General features: G+C 68.6%; 11 protein-coding genes and 3 tRNA genes. 4 read left to right on the forward strand and 10 right to left on the reverse strand.

What is annotated here, in order from left to right; translation table 11 throughout:
- The 3 genes from ACSAMQ_RS16645 to ACSAMQ_RS16655 all read right to left on the reverse strand — a co-directional run.
- A partial coding sequence (locus ACSAMQ_RS16645) for a YhdP family protein (RefSeq protein ID WP_435396727.1) occupies positions 1–2,775 on the reverse strand: 2,775 nt, incomplete at its 3' end.
- A gap of 117 nt (positions 2,776–2,892) precedes the next feature.
- Positions 2,893–4,380 carry a ribonuclease G gene (gene rng / locus ACSAMQ_RS16650; protein WP_435396728.1) on the reverse strand — a complete coding sequence of 496 codons (1,488 nt, stop codon included), beginning with the start codon at positions 4,378–4,380 and terminating at the stop codon, positions 2,893–2,895.
- Between the two features lie 86 nt (positions 4,381–4,466).
- On the reverse strand, positions 4,467–5,036 hold the full coding sequence (locus ACSAMQ_RS16655; protein WP_435396729.1) for a Maf family protein: 570 nt from the start codon (positions 5,034–5,036) through the stop codon (positions 4,467–4,469).
- A gap of 124 nt (positions 5,037–5,160) precedes the next feature.
- On the opposite strand from ACSAMQ_RS16655, the gene ACSAMQ_RS16660 reads away from it, so the two are divergent.
- The 3 genes from ACSAMQ_RS16660 to ACSAMQ_RS16670 all read left to right on the forward strand — a co-directional run bounded on the left by ACSAMQ_RS16660 (position 5,161) and on the right by ACSAMQ_RS16670 (position 7,247).
- Positions 5,161–5,931, forward strand: coding sequence for an SIMPL domain-containing protein (locus ACSAMQ_RS16660; protein ID WP_435396730.1), 771 nt, complete (start codon positions 5,161–5,163; stop codon positions 5,929–5,931).
- Positions 5,932–5,933: 2 nt separating this feature from the next.
- Positions 5,934–6,122 (forward strand): hypothetical protein, encoded by a 189-nt coding sequence (locus tag ACSAMQ_RS16665; RefSeq protein ID WP_435396731.1) that lies wholly within the window; start codon positions 5,934–5,936, stop codon positions 6,120–6,122.
- 453 nt (positions 6,123–6,575) lie between these two features.
- Positions 6,576–7,247 (forward strand): energy transducer TonB, encoded by a 672-nt coding sequence (locus tag ACSAMQ_RS16670; protein ID WP_435396732.1) that lies wholly within the window; start codon positions 6,576–6,578, stop codon positions 7,245–7,247.
- 173 nt (positions 7,248–7,420) lie between these two features.
- Here ACSAMQ_RS16670 and rlmH read toward each other — a convergent pair whose 3' ends face one another.
- Positions 7,421–7,891 carry a 23S rRNA (pseudouridine(1915)-N(3))-methyltransferase RlmH gene (rlmH, locus tag ACSAMQ_RS16675; protein ID WP_435396733.1) on the reverse strand — a complete coding sequence of 157 codons (471 nt, stop codon included), beginning with the start codon at positions 7,889–7,891 and terminating at the stop codon, positions 7,421–7,423.
- Positions 7,892–8,017: 126 nt separating this feature from the next.
- Here rlmH and ACSAMQ_RS16680 point away from each other — a divergent pair, with 126 nt between their 5' ends.
- The gene (locus tag ACSAMQ_RS16680) at positions 8,018–9,580 is read left to right on the forward strand and encodes an alkaline phosphatase PhoX (protein ID WP_435396734.1); all 1,563 of its coding nucleotides are present in this window, start codon (positions 8,018–8,020) and stop codon (positions 9,578–9,580) included.
- 124 nt (positions 9,581–9,704) lie between these two features.
- Here the strand turns inward: ACSAMQ_RS16680 and ACSAMQ_RS16685 are convergent, their stop codons facing one another.
- From ACSAMQ_RS16685 to lon, 6 genes are all read right to left on the reverse strand, one after another.
- Complete coding sequence (locus tag ACSAMQ_RS16685; protein ID WP_435396735.1) at positions 9,705–11,696, reverse strand: peptidyl-prolyl cis-trans isomerase; 1,992 nt, start codon at positions 11,694–11,696, stop codon at positions 9,705–9,707.
- A gap of 344 nt (positions 11,697–12,040) precedes the next feature.
- Positions 12,041–12,117, reverse strand: a tRNA-Asp gene (locus ACSAMQ_RS16690).
- Between the two features lie 102 nt (positions 12,118–12,219).
- A tRNA-Asp gene (locus ACSAMQ_RS16695) sits at positions 12,220–12,296 on the reverse strand.
- 89 nt (positions 12,297–12,385) lie between these two features.
- Positions 12,386–12,460 (reverse strand) — tRNA-Val (locus ACSAMQ_RS16700).
- 50 nt (positions 12,461–12,510) lie between these two features.
- The gene (locus ACSAMQ_RS16705) at positions 12,511–12,783 is read right to left on the reverse strand and encodes an HU family DNA-binding protein (RefSeq protein WP_435396736.1); all 273 of its coding nucleotides are present in this window, start codon (positions 12,781–12,783) and stop codon (positions 12,511–12,513) included.
- Positions 12,784–13,014: 231 nt separating this feature from the next.
- Positions 13,015–15,447, reverse strand: a complete 2,433-nt coding sequence (gene lon, locus ACSAMQ_RS16710; protein ID WP_435396737.1) for an endopeptidase La — start codon at positions 15,445–15,447, stop codon at positions 13,015–13,017.
- Positions 15,448–15,827 lie beyond the last annotated feature (380 nt).

Genomic DNA, 15,827 nt, shown 5'->3' on the forward strand with positions numbered 1-15,827 from the left:
GATGCGCTGCAGCGGCAGGCCGTCGCCGCTGCCGCCGCCGCGCGCGATCGCGATCCAGTCGATCGCTTCCAGGGTCGCGGCGCGGCCGGTGGCGATCAGGCCGTTGGCCGGCGGCGCTTCGTCGACGCGGTTCGCGCCGAGCACCACGCGCACGCCGGTCTTGCCGGCGACCGTGCGCGCGCGCAGGGCCAGGACGTTGCCCAGGCCGACCCTTACATCGCCGCTGCCGAGCGGCAACGGGGTTTCGACGGTCGCCGGCAGGCTCGCCGCGCCGGCCTTGTCGAGCGGCGGCGGCAGGCTCAGCGCGGTACCGACCAGGTTCGACTGCAGGCGCAACAAGGTCGGCGTAGGCGCGGACACGCCGGACGTCGGCGTCGCGCCGGCGGCACGCGCCGTCCTCGGAATCGAGATCCCGACCGTCCACAGCGAACGTCCGTCGAGATAAGCCTTCAACCAAGCCAGCTCGTCCGGACCGCGCGCGATCAGCTCGTCGGCGCCGGACACCACATCGAGCCCGGCCTCGAACGCGTTGCCGCGGTCCCGCACGAATTCCTCGCCGGCGCGCAGCGACAGCTTGCCCGGCGCGCCTTCGTGCATCACCGCCAGATCTTCGGCACGGAAACCGCCGCGGCCGTATTCGGCATGGCCGCGCACTTGCTCGAAGGCGATCTTCCAGCGCGGATCGGCGAGCTTGGCGTTGTCCAGGTCGACCGTGCCGGCGATGCGGGTGGCGCTGTTGGGCCGCAACGGCATCTGCATCTCGAAACCGACCCGCGCCGGACCGCTGGCGCGCAGATGGTCGAGCGTGTCGGCGTGATCCTTGCGCAGCGGGCTTTGCTTGAGCAGAGCCTGCAACTGCGCCGCATCCGCGGCCGCTTCGGCCTGCACGCGCAGATGACCGTCCTTGTAGTGATCGATGCCGGCGCCGATCTTGCGCACGCCGACGCCGGCGATGCGCCCGCTGCCTTCGACGCTGAAGCCATCGGCGACGAAGCGCACGTCGGCGTCCAGGCCTTCGACCGCCGGCCACTCCGGCTGGAACTTCACCGCCGCGCCCTCGAGCTTCGCGCTGGCTTCGAACAAGCCGTTGTTGCGGTTGAACGGCCAATCGTCGAGGTCGCCGGAGATCACCGCGCGCGCGCCGGTGAGGCGGCCGCCGACCAGGGCGGTGTCGAGCCAGTTGACCAATTTCGCCGACATCCGGTGGCGGATCCAGAAGCCCTTGGCGACCGGCACCTGGGTCGGGTCGATGTCGGTGGCGATGTCGATCCACGGCCGGGTGCCGTCGCCCTGCCACCACAGGCCGCCGCGCGCGCTGAGGCCGAAATCCTCGCCGCGCACGCGCAAGGCGGTGGTGCCGACGCGCCAGCCCGCGCCTTCGCGCCAGCCGCCGACCCGGCCCTGCAGCTTGACCGTATGCGGCACGCCGAAACCGCGCGGCCAGTCGAAGCGCATCGGCGAGGCTTCGTCGAGCTCGAGGGTGAAGCCGTCGCCGTCGCCTTCGAAGCGGCCGGCCAGGCCCTGCAGTCCCGGCGCATCGCCGACCGCGTCGAAACCGAGCGCTTCGATCTTCGCGCTCGCGTAGATCGGGCCGTTGCGGCGGCCGTTGAACGCGATGTCGCGCAGCGACGCACGCGGCTTGGCGGTCTCGAACCAGTTGCGCAAACGCTCCGGCAAGGCATCGCTGAGCGCGGCGACCGCGATCAAGGGGCCGGCGTCGATGCGTTCGGCGCGCAGCGCGTACTGCTCGCCGCCGGCGACGGCGAGGCCGTCGAGGGTCTGTACTTTCTCGCCGCTGCCGATCCGCAACTTCGATGCATCGAAACGCCAGCCGGTGTCGGTCAGGCGCCAGCGCGACAGGGTTTCCACGTGTTCGAAATCGACTCGCGCATCGGCCGCGGGCGGCGCAGCGGGCTGCGCTCTCTCGGCGCGCAAACCGACGCGGTCGAGCGCGGCCGACACCGTCACCGAAGCGACGCGATGGTCCCGCAGCTCGGCCCAGGCCTCGGCCCGGCCCTGGCCCGACTCGACCCGGATACCGGCGAGCTTGAGCAGCGGCGACCAGCCGGTCAGGTCGGCGCGGGTGGCGCCGGCATAGGCGCGGCCGTCGCCCCGCTCGCGATCGAAATCCACCACCGCGTCGAGCGGCGTCGACGGCGCCCCGCCCACGCCGACCGTCGGCCAGGCGCGCACGCCGGCGCGCACGCGCTTGCCGTCCACGCGCAAGCGCAGGTCGATCTTCGGCACCCGCGCATCGATGCCGAGCGACGGCGCGATCACCGCGAGCCGTCCGTCGATCACCTGCAGTTCGCCGAGGCCTTCGAGCGCCGACAGCGGGTCGCGCTGGCGCGCGTCCTGCTGCCCGGGCAAGCCGCGCACTTTCCAACGGCCGTCGTCGCCGCGCTCCAGGGTCAGGTCGAGCCCCTTGAGGCGCAGTTCCGAGAACGACTGCCCCGGCAACAAGCCGGCGTACACCGAGACCAGCATTTCCGCATCGCCGATGGTGAAGGCCTGGCTGCCCTCGCCGATGCGCAACCCATCCAGGCGCAGCAAGGGCCCGCGCCGCGTCCATTGGGTTTCGACCTTGTCGAACGCGACCGCCCGCCCGGCGCGCTGGCTCAACCAGGCCGCGACGCGGTCGGGGTGGCTTTCGGCCAGCGGCAACACCTGGCTCGCCGCCCCCAACAGTACCGCCACCAGCACGAGCACGATCGCGACGCCATAGAAGGCGCCACGACGGGCCAGGCGCAAGCGGCGGCGCAGGGGGGTGGGCATCAGCGGGCCGCTCCGCGTCCCGCCGGGACTCGGGCCCCGGAACACGGGCCTCGTACAGCGGAGAGGTTCGGCTCGGGTTGGCGAGTCCCGAGTCCCGAACCCCGAGTCCCGAGCATTTCAGAGCAAAACCACATCGAACTGCTCCTGCGCGTACTGGTCCTCGGCCTGGAAGCGGATCGACTTGCCGAGAAATTCCTCCAGTTCGGCCACCGCGGCGGATTCTTCGTCGGTGATGCGCGCGACCACTTTCGGCGAGGCGATCACCAGCAGGCGCGCGGCGTCGAACTGGCGCACCTGGCGGACGATCTCGCGGAAGATTTCGTAGGTCACCGTCTCCGGCGTCTTCAGGGTGCCGCGGCCGCCGCATTCGTGGCAGGCCTCGCTGAGCTGGCGCTCCAGGCTCTCGGTGGTGCGCTTGCGGGTCATCTCCACCAGGCCCAGCGGCGAGAATTCGTAGACCGTGGTCTTGGCGTGATCGCGGGTCAGCGCCTTTTCCAACTGGCGCAGCACCTGGCGGCGATGCTCCAGGTCGGTCATGTCGATGAAGTCGATGATGATGATCCCGCCCAGGTTGCGCAGCCGCAGTTGCCGGGCGACCGACTGCGCCGCCTCGAGGTTGGTCCGGTAAACGGTCTCCTCGAGGTTGCGTTGACCCAGGAACGAGCCGGTGTTGACGTCGATCGTCGTCATCGCTTCGGTCTGGTCGATGACCAGGTAGCCGCCGGACTTCAGCGGCACTTCCTTCTCGAGCGCGCGCTGGATCTCGTCCTCGACCCCGTACAGGTCGAAGATCGGCCGCGCGCCGGTGTAGTGCTCGATCTTCTCGGCCAGCCCCGGCATGTACTGCGCGGCGAAGCTGCGCAGGCGCTCGCAGGTCTCGCGCGAATCGACCTTGACCTTCTCGACGTCGCGGCGGATCAGGTCGCGCACCGCGCGCAGCGGCAGGCTCAGGTCTTCGTAGACGCGTTCGCCGACCTTCGAGCTCTGCGACTTCTCGGCGATCAGCGCCCAGGCCCGGCTCAGGTAACCGATGTCCTCGGCCAGAGCTTCCTCGGGCTGGCTTTCGGCGTTGGTGCGGACGATGTAGCCGTGGTTGTCGCCGGCCGGGGCCAGGGTGGTGACCAGCGACTTCAGCCGCGCGCGCTCGCCCTCGTCCTCGATCCGCGCCGACACCCCGACCACGCGGGTGCGCGGCAACAGCACCAGGTAGCGCGAGGGGATGCTGAGCTGGGTGGTCAGGCGCGCGCCCTTGCTGCCGATCGGGTCCTTGACCACCTGGACGACGATCTCCTGGCCTTCGCGCAGCAGCTCGGCGATCGGCCGGGTCGGGGTCGGCGGCAGCGGCGCTTCGTCGCCCTCGCCTTCGCCGACCGGGTTGTGCTTGACGATGTCGGCCGCGTGCAGGAACGCCGCGCGCTCCAGGCCGATCTCGACGAACGCCGCCTGCATGCCCGGCATCACCCGCTGGACTTTGCCCTTGTAGATGTTGCCGACCACGCCGCGGCGCCAGCCGCGCTCGATGTGCAGCTCCTGCAGCATGCCGTTCTCGACGACGGCGACGCGGGTTTCGCGCGGAGTGACGTTGACCAGGATTTCTTCAGTCATGAGGCGGGCAGTTCCCAAGTCGGGCGAACGTCGGATGGAAGGAACGCGGTACGGCAGCCGGGCTGCGGTCGAACGAGGCGCTGCGCCTAGCCGCCGACGCCGAACTCGCGCAGCAGCCGCGCCGTTTCGTGCAGCGGCAGCCCCATCACCCCCGAATAACTGCCGGCCAGATGCCGCACGAAGACTTCGGCGCCGCCCTGGATGGCGTAGGCACCGGCTTTGCCCTCGGGCTCGCCGCTGGCGACGTAGCGCGCGATCGTCGCCTCGTCGAGCTCGGCGAAGCTGACCTGCGAGACCGACAGCGCCTGCGCCTCGTGCGAAGGCGAGACCAGCGACACCGCCGAAATCACCTGGTGGGTGCGCCCCGACAGCCTGCGCAGCATGGCGGCGGCATCCTCGGCGTCGCGCGGCTTGCCGAACACCTCGTCGTCGAGCACGACCTCGGTGTCGGAGCCCAGCACCAGCGCGGTCGGATTGCCGAGCACCTGCAGCAGGCCGGCGCCGGCCTTTTCTCGGGCGACGCGGCGGACGTAGTCCAGTGCCGGTTCGTTGGGCTGGCGGTGTTCGGGCACGTCGAGATCGAGTACGCCGAATTCCAGGCCGAGGCGGGTCAGCAATTCGCGTCGCCGCGGCGACTTGGAGGCAAGATAGAGCATGCCGAAAGCATAACCCGCGCTGACTGAGCGCCAGCCGACGACGAGCCTCGCAAACCCCGCAACGAATCACGGTTCGTTCACCAGTTCAGCAAGACCCTAGCCCTCGTCCTTCAAGGAGCACCACATGACCCGGTCGTCGCCACAGTCGTCCCCCCGCTTTTCGTTGCGCCCGCTGGCGCTCGCCGCATTCCTCGCCTTCGGAGCCGCCACCGCCATGACCGCCCAAGCCCAGACCGCGCCCGCCTACGTCGCCAGCGACGGCACCCTGCTGTCGGTGTCGGCCCAGGCCGAGGCGCGCCGCACGCCGAACATCGCCACCCTGTCGACCGGCGTGGTCACCCAGGCCGCCGACGCCAATGCCGCGATGCGCGCCAACGCCGAGCAGATGAGCAAGGTCGTCGCCGCGATCAAGGGCGCCGGCATCGCCGACCGCGACGTCCAGACCGGCGGGGTCAACCTCAACCCGCAATACCGCTACGCCGAGAACCAGCCGCCGGCGATCACCGGCTACCAGGCCAGCAACAACGTCAACATCGTCGTGCGAGATCTGTCCAAGCTCGGCAAGATCCTCGACGCCCTGGTCGCCACCGGCGCCAACCAGATCAACGGCCCCAGCTTCGACATCGACGACAAGGAAAAGGACGTCGCCTACGACGAAGCCCGCCGCAGCGCCATCGAGAAGGCCCAGGCCCGCGCCGAGATGTACGCCAAGACCCTGGGCATGAAGGTCCGCCGGATCGTCAGCGTCAGCGAGAGCGGGCGCTTCGGGCCGCCGATGCCGATGCCGATGATGGCGATGGGCCGAATGGAGAAGGCCTCGGCCGACACGCCGATCGCGCCGGGCGAGAACGCCCTGTCGATGACCCTCGACGTCGTCTTCGAGCTGGGCAAGTAAGCATGGCCGGCCCGACCAAGACCACGCCGCCGGCGCCGGACCCCAAGCCGGGCCGCAACCCCGGCTATTCGGAACCGCAGCCGCGCGACCCCGACGACGCCCGCCAGCCGCACCCGCGCAAGCCGCCGAACCCCGACGAGGGCGGTCTGGAACGCGACCCCGAGAACGGTGCCGACCCAGCGGATCGTTAAAGCCGGCGGCTCGTTGAAGCCGGCCGATCGCTGAGCCGGCCTCACTGAACCACGTGCCTGCTGAGCTACCCCGGAAGGCCCGCGCGAGCGGGCCTTCCGTTTGCGCGCGGCAACCTCGACCCGGCCCGGCCGGCAAGTGGCCAAGCGCATGCCCGTCGCAGCGGCGTTGCCATCCATTCAGCATTTCTCGCGCCCCGAGCGCCCTGCGGACCATCGGCGCGGACGCCACGCCGAAGCGAAAACTCCGGCGATTTCTTCAGGCCGGCGCTCGCCTTCAAGCCCGGCGGATCGCCGCCGAACGGGCCACGGACCGACCAAAGTCGCAAACGAGAAGCGCTTGCATCTAAAAATCGGCCGGCGCATTTTTGTGACGCAGCACCAATGTTGTGGCTCGACCCCGCCGGCGGTATCCGAACGTTGTCAGTGATGTCAGACAAGCCAAGGAGGTAGCTCATGGTTCGCGCGATTCCCTCTCACTCCCACACGCCATTGGACGGCACCCGCATCGCCGCCAACGCCGGCGCCATCGCCTTCAACGCGGCGATGCTGATGTTGATGCTGGTCCCGCTGAGCGCGCCGCGTTTGCTGGTGTCGCCGGACGAACCGATCATCCCGATTGAATTTCGCAAGAAGGAAGTATTGGTCGAACCACCGCCGCCGCCGCCGAGACTGGTCGAGGTCGTCCGGAAGCCGCAGCAGCAGCAACCCATCGTCCAGCCGCAGGTCCAGCCGGTCGAAGCCCCGCCGGTCGTGGTCGACAACCCCGATCCGCAACCGATGGACTTCGCCGGCGCGGAGACCGTCGCCCGGGCCACGCCGCAGATCGACCTGGGGCCGCAGACCCTGACCGGCGCGGTCCTGCAGAGCCTGAAGAACCCGCCGCCGAGCTATCCGCCGCAGGCGGTGCGCGAAGGTCTGACCGGGGTGGTCGAGCTGGAGATCCTGGTCGGCGTCGACGGCAAGCCGCTCGAGGTCAGCATCGTGCGCAGCAGCGGCCATCGCCTGCTCGACCAGGCCGCGCGCAAGGTCGTGCTGAGCCGCTGGACCTTCCAGCCGGCGATGAGCAACGGCCAGCCGGTGCAGGCGCGCGGCCGGGTGCCGATCGAGTTCAAGCTGGATCAATAGTTCTCATAGACGCGTCGAACCGAAGCCCGGGCCGCAAGCCCGGGCTTTTTCCTGGGACGAGAGCCGTCGATAGCGATTCGTGTCGTGGCCGCGCGCGCGCCGGGCTGCGGATGCATCGAGTCCACAGACCCGCGCTCGATCCGCCGCTCAGGCGCGGTGCTCAGGCGCGCTGCTCAGGCGCGGTGATAAGGATGGTTCGCCAGCAGCGCGGCGGCCCGGTACAACTGCTCGGCGGCGACCAGCCGCACCAGCATGTGGGGCAACGTCAGCGGCCCCAGCGACCATTGTTCGTCGGCGCGCGCGAGCACTTCGGGCGCATGCCCTTCCGGGCCGCCGATCAGGAACGCCAGGTCGCGGCCCTGGCCCCGCCAATGCTCCAGGCGTTGCGCGAGCTGTTCCGAGGTCCACAGGCGGCCGCGCCCTTCCAGCGCGACCACGCAGGCGTTCTTCGGCAAAGCGGCGAGCACCCGCGCGCCTTCGTCCTGGGTCGCGCGCACGGCGTCGCGGCCCTTGCCGCGCAGACCGGGTTCGATCTCGACCAACTCCAGCGGCAACCAATGCGAGAGACGCTTCTGGTATTCGCCGAAGCCTTCCGCGACCCAGCGCGGCGCTCGCTCGCCCACGGCGATCAGTCTGCTTTTCATGCGCGCATGGTAGCCAAGCGCGCGCGGCCCCGCCGGCGCCGACGCGGCGTTGTCATATTCCGGTTACCGCACCGGCCTAGCGTGCAGGGTTCCCCCGCCCCACCCCAGCCCCGCAGGAGTTTCACGATGGATGCTTTCGATCCCTCCCGCCGCCAGGTCATCAAGAGCAGCGCCGCCGCCATGGCGATCGGCGCGATGGGCAGCCTGAGCGCGTTGTACACGCGTCAGGCCGCCGCTGCGACCGATCCGACCCGGCTTTCCCCCGTCCCGAGCCGCTACGGCGCGCTGGCGCCGGTCGCCGACCTCAGCACCGGCCTGCCCTTGCTGCAGTTGCCGCGCGGCTTCAGCTATCGCTCGTTCGCCTGGAGCGGCGATCGCATGGACGATGGCCAGATCTGCCCGGACCGCCACGACGGCATGGCCGTGGTCGCGGCGCGCCGCGGCGCCCAGCATCCGCACGGGCGCGGCCACGGCCGCAGCGAACTGATCCTGATCCGCAACCACGAACGAGGCGCCGGCTCCAGCCCGATCCGCGCGCCCGGCATGTACGACACCGGCACCGTCAGCGGCGGGCAACCCGGCGGCGGCACCACCACCCTGCGCTATCGCCCCGGCGAAGGCCGCCACGGCGACGAATGGCGCGGCGTCGAGCCGAGCCTCGGCGGCACCCTGGTCAATTGCGCCGGCGGCCCGACCCCGTGGGGCACCTGGCTGAGCTGCGAGGAGATCAAGAGCAACGCGGTGTCCAGCACCGGTCACAAGCACGGTTACGTGTTCGAGGTCGACCCGCGCAGCGAACGCACCAGCGGCCGCCCGATCGTCGAGATGGGCCGCTTCAGCCACGAAGCGGTGGCGATCGATCCGCGCACCGGCATCGTCTATCTGACCGAAGACGACCGCAACAAGTCCGGCTTCTATCGTTTCATCCCGAACCGCCGCGCCGGCTGCCATGGCTCCCTCGAACACGGCGGCCGCCTGCAGGCCGCGCGGGTGCGCGGCAAGCCCAACGCCGACCTCACCGCGGTGAGCATCGGCGCCGAATACCAGCTCGAATGGGTCGATATTCCCGATCCGGACCTGGACTCGATCGCCGCGCCGAGCGGCTTCCCCGACATCGGCGCCGGCGACACCCTCAGCGGCCCGTTCGCCCAGGCCTGGAGCGAAGGCGGCCTGCGCATGAGCCGCGGCGAAGGCATCTGGTACAGCTACGGCAAGCTGTTCATCGTCGACACCAGCAACGGCACCGACCCCCAGGGCCGCAAGGGCCGCGGCAACGGTGCGGTGTGGGTGCTGGACCTGTTCACCCAGCGCATGCGCGCGCTGTTCGTCAGCAGCCACCAGCTCGCCGCGCACAATCCCGACAACATCACCGTCAATGCGCGCGGCGGCGTGGTGTTGTGCGAGGACCCGGACGCGGCGCCGGCCGGCAGCCCCGACGAATACGGCCCGGGCACGCGCCTGGTCGGCCTGACCCGCGGCGGCGAATCGTTCTATCTGTGCAAGAACAACACTGAGCTGACCTCGACCCAGATCGCCAACGCCGGCAAGCACGTCGCCGAAGGCGATTACCGCGACAGCGAATTCTGCGGCGCCTGCTGGGACCCGGCCGCGCGCACCTTGTTCGTCAACCTGCAGTCGCCGGGCATCACCTTCGCGATCACCGGCCCCTGGGAACGCGGCCCCCTGTGATCGCCGTCTGAGAGCCGCGCGCATCGGCGTCGCGATGCGCGCGGCAGCGACCGGTCATTACGATTCGGTCAGGCAAAAAAAGGCCCGGCAATGCCGGGCCTTCTCGTCCGCACGCCGGTAACGATCAGCGCAGGTTTTCTTCGATCACCTTGATCTGCACGCGCTTGCGCAGCGCCTTGGTCAGCTCTCGGCTTTCTTCGTAACCGCCCATCTGCGAGATCTGGGTGCGCAGCATGTCGAGCTGGGCCGCCGGGATGTCCGACTTGCTGCCCGGCTTGACCTTGTTGACCGCGAACAGGACCACGCGGCCGTCGTCGAGCGCGGCCTTGCCGGCGGCGACCTTGCCTTCGGCCGGAGCCTTGAGGGCGAAGATGGCCTCGCTGACTTCCGGGGTCGGCAGCGGCATGCCGCGGGCGACGTCCGGGATCGTTTCCGGTGCGGTCAGCTGCTTGGAGGCGGCGACCGCGGCGATGGCTTCGCCGCCGTTGATGCGCGCGACCAATGCGTCGGCTTCCTTCTGCGCGGCCTTGATGCCGCGGTCGGCGCGCACCGCGGCGATCACCTTGTCGCGGACCTGGGCCAGCGGCAGCGCGCGTTCCGGCGTGTGCGAGACGACCCGGATCAGCACGCTGTGCTCCTGGCCGATGTCGATCGGGTCGCTGACCGTGTTGTCCTGCAGGCGCGCGTCGGAGAACGCGGCGCGGATCACCGCCGGGTTGGCGCCGATGCCGCTGTTGGCGGCGGCGTCGCGCGTGACCGGGCCGATCTTCTGCACCGGCAGGTTCATCGCCTTGGCCGGGCCGTCGAGCGAGGTCGGGTTCTTGTAGACCAGGTCGACCAGCTTGGCCGAGAAATCGTTGAAGTTGCGCTCGCGGCTGGCCTCGGTCTCCTCGCGCAGCAGCGCGTCGCGGACCAGCGCGAACGGCTGCTGGTCGCCGCTCTTGACCTCGCGCACCACGATCACGTGCCAGCCGCTGTCGTCCTTCACCGGCGCACTGACTTCGCCGACCTTGAGCTTGAACGCGGCGTCTTCGAACGCGCCCGGGATATCGCCCTTGCTGACCCAGCCCAGTTCGCCGCCGGCGGCCTTGGAGCCGAGGTCGTCGCTGTTGGCGCGGGCGAGCGCGGCGAAATCGGCGCCGGCGGCCTTGGCCTGCGCCGCGAGCTGCGCGGCCTTCTGCTCGGCGGCCTTCTGCGCCGCGGCATCGGCGCCGGGGGCGACGTTGACCTGGATGTGCGAGATCAGCCGCTGTTCCTGGGCGATGAAGCGGTTCTTCTCGGCCTCGTAGCGGTCCTGCAGGGCCTTCTCGGTCGGCGGCGGCGGCGGCGGCAGGGTCGCGCCGTTGATCTCGACGTATTCGAGGTTGACGCTTTCGGGCGCGCGGAAATCCTTGGGATGGCTGTCGTACCACTTCTGGATGTCGGCGGCGCTGACCTCGCCGGTGTCCGGGGTCGGGGCCGGCAGCATCACCAGGCTGACGTCGCGGCGCTCGCCCATCAGCTTGATCAGGCGGTCGGTTTCGGCGTGGGTGAGGAAGTTGCTCTGGCCGATGCCGCCGGTCAGCAACGATTCCATCAGGCGGTCGCGCACGAACTGTTCGAACTCGGTCGGGGTCTGCGCCGGCTGGCGCATCTGCAGGCCGAGCACGTAGCGCTCCTGGTTGAACTTGCCGGTGCTGTCCTGGAATTCCGGAACCGCCTGGATGGTCTTGATGACCAGCGCATCGCTGACCGCCAGGCCGTCGACTTCGGCGGCGAGCTTGCGCACGCGCTCGTCGATCAGGGTTTCCAGCACCGCGCGCTTGCTCTCGGGCTTTTCGAACTCGCGCGCATCGAAGGCCTCGCCTTCGGCGGCGCGGCGGCGATCGCGTTCCTGCTGGAAGCGCGCATTGAATTCCTGCGCATCGATCGACTCGTGCTTCCACAGCATCGAGGCCGGCCACCACGACGGCGCCGTACGCCACCACGACGGGGCCATGTCGATCCGCGCGACCGAGCTGTCGACGCGCTGTACGAGATATTGCTCGATGCCGACGAAGGCGAAGGGAATGATCAGCAAGCCGAGGATCACGGTGGCGATCCAGCCCGAGGTCTTGTCGCGAAGTGTCTGCAGCATGTCCGAGTCGCGTTCAGTCGTAAGCCGGACAGTTTAGCGCGGTTCCGGGCCCCAGGCGGATGGGGGGACGGCGGTCGCACTCCGGGGCGGCTGGCGGGCCGGGTCGACGCCCAAGGGAAGCTGGAGCGGAGGCCGCGGCGCCAGACTGCGCGACCCGGGCGGGCCGGTCGCAGCGGCGGCCATCGGCTCGGCGGCGGCGACGACTTCGGCGACCGGGGCCGCGCGCCGGCACGAGCGCACCGGCTCGAACGCCTCGGCAGTCGCGCCGCAAAGTCGGCGACAAAACCGAGCCGACAAAATCGCGGGCATAAAAAAAGGCGCCGTTTCCGGCGCCTTCGCAAAACTGGCGGAGTGGACGGGACTCGAACCCGCGACCTCCGGCGTGACAGGCCAGCATTCTAACCGACTGAACTACCACTCCGCGTTTTGAAACTTTCCGCATCCGCCGCGCCGCGATCGCGCAAAAACGAATGCTCTCACTTATATAAAACAAAGGCGCCGTTCCCGGCGCCTTTGGCAAAACTGGCGGAGTGGACGGGACTCGAACCCGCGACCTCCGGCGTGACAGGCCAGCATTCTAACCGACTGAACTACCACTCCGCGTTTTGAACTCTTTCAACCGAATCCTGACTCGCGTCTTGCCTGACTTCATCTTTCGGACGGCGTCTCGGCAGAAAGACCAGCAAGCCTGGTGGGTGCTGAGGGTTTCGAACCCCCGACCCTCTCCGTGTAAAGGAGACGCTCTACCGCTGAGCTAAGCACCCGAGTGCCCGGATTCTGCTTGACGATGCCCCAGGCACCGCCGGCGAGCTGCTTAGTTTACAGCATCCTTCAGCGCCTTGCCAGCCTTGAAGGAAGGATTCTTCGATGCTGCGATCTTGATCGTTTCGCCGGTCTTCGGATTGCGACCCTGGCGGGCGGCGCGCGCGCGCACCTGGAAGGTACCGAAGCCAACGAGCGTAACAGTGTCGCCCTGCTTGAGCGCCTTGGTGACGACGTCGATCAATGCATCGACGGCGGCGGTAGCGTCGGTCTTCGACAGCTCGGCGGTTTCGGCAACTGCCCCTACGAGATCGGCCTTGTTCATTATTTTCTTGACTCCTGTGCGGATTGGACCGCGTGTTCTGAGAATCGGATCAACGCCATGCGAGGCGTACGTCCCGATCAAGCGTGCCGCGCTGCAGGAGTGGGATTTCCTGCAGCGCGGTTGCGGTCGTTATACCAGCGGCATTTTGGGGGCGCAAGCGTGAAAGCTAGCAGCGACGCGGCTTTCAGCGCTTTTTTCAGGTTTCCGACCGGCGGCCGACCGAGCGCGCGATCAATGCTTGACGTCGGGCTGGGCAGGCGTCTTGCCGGCGTCGCGCACCGGCAGCTCGCCTTCGCCGGAGGCCGGCGTCGGCGCGATGGGACGTTCGAGCGCGAGATCGAGCACCTCGTCGATCCAACGCGCCGGCACGATCTTGAGGCCCTGCACCACGCTCTTGGGCAGGTCGGACAGATCCTTGCGGTTCTCCTCGGGGATGATCACGGTGCGGATGCCGCCGCGCAGCGCCGCGAGCAGTTTTTCCTTGAGCCCGCCGATCGGCAGCACGCGCCCGCGCAAGGTGATTTCGCCGGTCATCGCGACGTCGGCCTTGACCGCGTTCTTGGTCAGCATCGACACCAGAGCGGTGGCGATGCCGATGCCCGCGCTCGGGCCGTCCTTCGGCGTCGCGCCCTCGGGCACGTGCACGTGCACGTCGTGCTTCTGCAGGAACTCGACATCGATGCCTAGCCGTTCGGCGCGCGAACGCACCACCGACAGGGCCGCCGATGCGGACTCCTTCATGACGTCGCCGAGCTGGCCGGTCAGGATCAACTGGCCCTTGCCCGGCACCAGGGTGGCTTCGACCTGGAGCAGGTCGCCGCCGACTTCGGTCCAGGCCAGGCCGGTGACCAGGCCGATCTCGTTCTGCTCTTCGGCTCGGCCGAAATCGAAGCGGCGCACGCCCAGGTACTTCTCGAGATTCTTCGAGCCGATGCTCATCGCACCGTCCTTGCCCTTCTTGAGCTTCGGGCCGGCCAGGGCGATTTCCTTGACCACCTTGCGGCAGATCTTGGAGATCTCGCGCTCGAGGTTGCGCACGCCCGATTCGCGGGTGTAGTAGCGCACGATGTCGCGCACCGCCGATTCGGCGATCTTGATTTCCTCGGCCTTCAAGCCGTTGGCCTTGATCTGCTTGGGCAGCAGGTAGCGCATCGCGATGTTGAGCTTTTCCTCCTCGGTGTAACCCGGGATCCGGATCACTTCCATGCGGTCCAGCAGCGGGCCGGGAATATTGAGCGAGTTGGAGGTCGCCACGAACATCACCTCGCTCAGGTCGAGATCGACTTCGAGGTAGTGATCGTTGAAGGCGTTGTTCTGCTCGGGGTCGAGCACTTCGAGCAGCGCCGAGGACGGGTCGCCGCGGAAGTCCATCGACATCTTGTCGATTTCGTCGAGCACGAACAGCGGGTTCTTGCTGCCGACCTTGTTGAGATTCTGGACGATGCGCCCCGGCATCGAACCGACGTAGGTCCGGCGGTGGCCGCGGATCTCGGCCTCGTCGCGCACGCCGCCGAGCGACATGCGCACGAACTTGCGGTTGGTCGCCTTGGCGATGCTCTGCCCCAGCGAGGTCTTGCCCACGCCGGGCGGACCGACCAAGCATAGGATCGCGCCCTTCATGTTCTTGACCCGGGTCTGCACGGCGAGGTATTCGAGGATGCGTTCCTTGACCTTCTCCAGGCCGAAGTGGTCGGCGTCGAGCACGTCCTGCGCGGCCTTGAGGTCCTTGCGGATCTTGCTGCGCTTCTTCCACGGCACGCCGAGCAGCCAGTCGAGGTAGTTGCGCACCACCGCCGCTTCGGCCGACATCGGCGACATCTGCTTGAGCTTGTTGAGTTCGGCCTTGGCCTTGGTTTCCACCGGCTTGGGCATGCCGGCCTCGGCGATCTTGCGCGCGAGCTCGTCGACGTCGTTGGGCGCGTCGTCGATCTCGCCGAGCTCCTTCTGGATCGCCTTCATCTGCTCGTTGAGGTAGTACTCGCGCTGGCTCTTCTCCATCTGCGACTTGACCCGGCCGCGGATGCGCTTCTCCAGCTGCTGCACGTCGATTTCGCCGTCGACCAGACCGACCAGTTGTTCCAGGCGCGCGCCGATGGCATGGGTCTCGAGCAGCTTCTGCTTGTCGCCGATGCGCACGCCCAGGTGGGCGGCGACGGTGTCGGCCAGACGGCCGGGCTCGTCGATGCCGGCCAGGGTCTGCATCAGCTCCGGCGGCAGCTTGCGGTTGGTCTTGACGTACTGCTCGAACAGGCCCATCAGCGAGCGCGCGATCGCCTCGACTTCGCGTTCTTCGCGATCGATCACCGGCTCGACCAGTTCGGCCTGCCCCGACAGCGCGCCGTCGCGTTCGAGGACGTCGCCGACCTTGACCCGCGACACGCCCTCGACCAGGACCTTGATGGTGCCGTCGGGCAGTTTGAGCAGCTGCAGCACCTGCGCGAGCGTGCCGATCTCGTACAGATCCTCGGCGACCGGATCGTCGGTCTCGGCGGATTTCTGCGCGACCAGCAGGATGCGCTTGTCGGATTCCATCGCCAGGTCGAGGGCGCGGATCGACTTGTCGCGGCCGACGAACAGCGGGATCACCATGTGCGGAAACACGACCACGTCGCGCAGCGGCAGCACCGGCAGTTGCAGGATTTCGTGTTCGGTACGGTCGGACATGCGGACTCCAGATGTAAGCGTTAGGCAGCCACTACGGCGGCCACGCCCGATTTATGGGGTTGGCGCCCGAACGATGCAAGCACGACATTGGTCCCAACCTCGCCGGCATGCGCCAAACCCTTGCCAATCAAGACACTGAGGCGAATACGGCACTCAACGTTCCAGCCAGGCGTTCAGTATCACAAACCGCTGACATGCCATGACACGGATGCACGGGACCTGTCGCCGCGGGGCGGCCGCGCGCCGGCCACACTGCTGGAATCGCCGCCCCCCTCTGCGCCGCGGCGCGGTGGCGCCTGAGCCGAACAGAGGCCGCCGGGCCAACGGACCGGACAGGCCGGCTCGGGACCGAGGCCAGCGGCCTGGGCTCGCCGGGGGCT

Origin of the sequence: Lysobacter sp. 1R34A (assembly GCF_051217035.1) — a bacterium.
In the GTDB taxonomy this organism is placed as follows: Bacteria; Pseudomonadota; Gammaproteobacteria; order Xanthomonadales; family Xanthomonadaceae; genus Lysobacter.

Bases quoted from the DNA above. Each gene is read 5' to 3' on its own strand.
- lon (WP_435396737.1), bottom strand. From the start codon at position 15,447: ATGTCCGACCGTACCGAACACGAAATCCTGCAACTGCCGGTGCTGCCG.
- ACSAMQ_RS16660 (WP_435396730.1), top strand. From the start codon at position 5,161: ATGACCCGGTCGTCGCCACAGTCGTCCCCCCGCTTTTCGTTGCGCCCG.
- ACSAMQ_RS16665 (WP_435396731.1), top strand. From the start codon at position 5,934: ATGGCCGGCCCGACCAAGACCACGCCGCCGGCGCCGGACCCCAAGCCG.
- ACSAMQ_RS16685 (WP_435396735.1), bottom strand. From the start codon at position 11,696: ATGCTGCAGACACTTCGCGACAAGACCTCGGGCTGGATCGCCACCGTG.
- ACSAMQ_RS16705 (WP_435396736.1), bottom strand. From the start codon at position 12,783: ATGAACAAGGCCGATCTCGTAGGGGCAGTTGCCGAAACCGCCGAGCTG.
- rlmH (WP_435396733.1), bottom strand. From the start codon at position 7,891: ATGAAAAGCAGACTGATCGCCGTGGGCGAGCGAGCGCCGCGCTGGGTC.
- ACSAMQ_RS16655 (WP_435396729.1), bottom strand. From the start codon at position 5,036: ATGCTCTATCTTGCCTCCAAGTCGCCGCGGCGACGCGAATTGCTGACC.
- ACSAMQ_RS16670 (WP_435396732.1), top strand. From the start codon at position 6,576: ATGGTTCGCGCGATTCCCTCTCACTCCCACACGCCATTGGACGGCACC.
- rng (WP_435396728.1), bottom strand. From the start codon at position 4,380: ATGACTGAAGAAATCCTGGTCAACGTCACTCCGCGCGAAACCCGCGTC.
- ACSAMQ_RS16680 (WP_435396734.1), top strand. From the start codon at position 8,018: ATGGATGCTTTCGATCCCTCCCGCCGCCAGGTCATCAAGAGCAGCGCC.